Source organism: Promineifilum sp. (SeqCode) (assembly GCF_041918635.1).
GTDB lineage: Bacteria > Chloroflexota > Anaerolineae > Promineifilales > Promineifilaceae > Promineifilum.
Genome location: NZ_JAYRVJ010000730.1, coordinates 1 through 2,504, shown reverse-complemented (window position 1 = coordinate 2,504; position 2,504 = coordinate 1). Strand labels below are relative to the sequence as shown.

Below are 2,504 nucleotides of genomic sequence, written 5' to 3'. Positions count from 1 at the left end.
CGCCACGTCGCCGCGGCCGATGCCTTCGCCGGTGAGGAGGAGGACTGTGGAGGGTGAAGGCAGCGCGTCGTGGGTTGTCATGGGCGAAGTATAGAGATGGCGCGGACGACCGTCAATCGGGCGCGCTCGCCCGGATGCCCATACCTGAACGGATCGACATCCGCACGTTGGACGGCTGTCCCTCAGCCAGCAGGTCGCGGAAGATGGACGGCCCGTGCAGAGGAGCGGCGTTGGGCCGAGAGGGGGTTGGCAAATCGCCCTATCGTCGCGCAATATCCCAGAATGGCCCGCTCAGCCCAATGGCGGCGAAGATGCCCGGTATCTCCTCCGGCCCCGGCCGGCGCGATTCGGGGGTCAGGCGGTTGGCATACCAGGCGACGGCCAGATGCCACAGTTGGCCGAGTGTCACCAGCCCGCCGCGCAATCGGCCGTGCGCCGCGCACCAGGCGTCGGCTGTCTCTTCCGACCGGAAGAGCAGCATCGTCGCTCAGGTAAAGATAATGTCGTCCCACCAGTGGGCGGCGGGTACGGCGAAGTGGGCCACGGCGGCGGCTGGGATGGGCCGGCCATCGCGCACCAGCAGGCGTAGCGGCTCGCCGGTGTGGGCGTCCTGGCTGTCAATGTCGGCGTCGGCGCGCAGCGCAGCGGCCACGCCGTAAGCGTCCCAGACGCAGTTGGCGTCATAGTCGACGCTGCCGGCCCGCACGCGGAAAAGAGTGGGCACGCCGGAAAAGGGTGGGGCCATGCGGATGCGGGCCGGGTTGCCCGGTTCGAGGACGAGCAGACGGCGTTCGCGCAGACGGGCGAACGCGGCCCGCACGTCAGCTTCCGCTACGTCCAGTTGGCGGGCCACGCCGGCCGCGTCGGGCAGCCGGCCGCTGGCGGCGACGGCCTCATAGATGGTCAGCTTGACGGTGGTATCAAAATCGGTCATGAAGAGAATGGCTACGGATTTGGACGGATGAAACGGATGGTAACGGTCAATCCATTGTTCATCCGTATTACCTGTCCAAATCCGCAGCCAATTCCTAGTAAGTCAGGTGCAACGCCCTTCAGCAAGCGCGTCGCACCTCAGCGGTTAGCGCGTCGGCCGCACTTCCACGGTCATGACGCCGGCGCGAACGTTTTCACTCCGGACGATGACGCGGGTATTGGTGTCCGGGTTCATCACGCCGGCGTTCGGCGTGTCCGGGTTCCAGTACTGGATGTTGTCGTTGAAGACCGGCACGGCCGGCTGGCTGCGATGGCGCGACGGCTCGCTGAGGTGGTGGATCAGGATTGAGTCGGTGCGTTGCCGGCCGAAAGGCGAGTCATACGACTGGACGCGCGGCCGCCACGGCACGCCGTCGGGCCGCCACATCGTCTTCGGATGGGCGTCGATGGGCAGGATCAGACCCTCGCCGGGATGCTCGCTGGTATTGTTGTCAAACTGCGAATTGTCCCAGTAGTTGATGAGCAGGCCGTCCTGGTACGGGAAGTGATCCACCCAGTTCTGCAGGTCCGGGTTGTCCAGATAGCCGAAGTGGTACGGCCCCTCGCGCAGGTTCTCGTCGAAGCCCCAGTACGTCCGCCACTCGGCCACGTAAGCATTGAAGTAGAACAAGCTTTGCGGCTCGCCGGTCTCGGCGTGGAAGCCGCCCTCGGCCGGGTCATACGTCCACAAGCCCGGATCGTCGCCCTCCGCCCCATCAACGGGCGAACCGGTGACGGCGATCTCGTCCACCATGAACCCAGGCTCGACAACGGCCCCGTCGGTCCAGTAGCGGAAGCCGAGCAGCGTCGGGCCGGTGTAGCCGGACAGGTCGGCCGTCAGTTCCACCCACTCGCCGCCGGAGGAGCCGGTGATGCCATGGCCGAAGTTCTGGCCGTTGGGATCGGTGTCGGTGGAGAGGTTAGTCGCCAGCGGCGTCCAGGTCGCGCCGCCGTCGTCGGAGGCGACGACGTAGGCATAGTCCCAGTCAAGCTCGATCTCGTAGCGCACCTGGGCGGTCAGCGTGGCGTTGGCCGGCAGGTCGAACTCGCGGTACATGACGTTGTCCAGGTTGTCGCCCGCGCCGCTGTAGTAGAACTGCTCTCCGGCGTAGGGCGGGCCTAGCTCGATAACGATTTCCTTATCCGGCAGAAGGACGAACAGGCCCTGGGCGTGGTCGCCGGCGAACTCGGCCGGGTTCAGCCGGTGCGTGGAGCGCACGCCGGCCTCGGCCACGTCGTAGTCGAGCCAGCCCATCTGGAATTTCTCCCAGTTGCCCAGGTGTCCCGGCTCGTTGCCGATGGTGTTGGTTCCGTCATCGAGCCAGGAGCCGCTAGACATGAGCGTCCAGAAGCCGGTGGAGTTCTCGCCGCCGGCCGTGTCATACAGGTCAGGCAGGCCCAGGTCGTGGCCGAACTCGTGGGCGAAGACACCCACGCCGCCGTTCTCCGGCTCGATGGTGTAGTCGCCGATCCAGTAGTCGGAGCCGCCGATGCGGATGCCGCCGGCCGGGTTGAAGTCCGGGCCGTCGCTG

The 2,504-nt window shown here is 66.3% G+C and carries 4 protein-coding genes; all 4 read right to left on the bottom strand.

Features of this window, described 5'->3' with window-relative positions; genetic code table 11:
* Positions 1-112 precede the first annotated feature (112 nt).
* Positions 113-253, bottom strand: a complete 141-nt coding sequence (locus tag ACE3UY_RS21270; RefSeq protein ID WP_374689483.1) for a hypothetical protein — start codon at positions 251-253, stop codon at positions 113-115.
* Positions 254-259: 6 nt separating this feature from the next.
* Positions 260-481 (bottom strand): hypothetical protein, encoded by a 222-nt coding sequence (locus ACE3UY_RS21265; protein WP_374689482.1) that lies wholly within the window; start codon positions 479-481, stop codon positions 260-262.
* Positions 482-487: 6 nt separating this feature from the next.
* Positions 488-934: an organomercurial lyase gene (gene merB / locus ACE3UY_RS21260; protein ID WP_374689481.1), complete on the bottom strand. Its 447-nt coding sequence runs from the start codon at positions 932-934 to the stop codon at positions 488-490.
* A gap of 144 nt (positions 935-1,078) precedes the next feature.
* A partial coding sequence (locus ACE3UY_RS21255) for a M6 family metalloprotease domain-containing protein (protein ID WP_374689480.1) occupies positions 1,079-2,504 on the bottom strand: 1,426 nt, incomplete at its 5' end.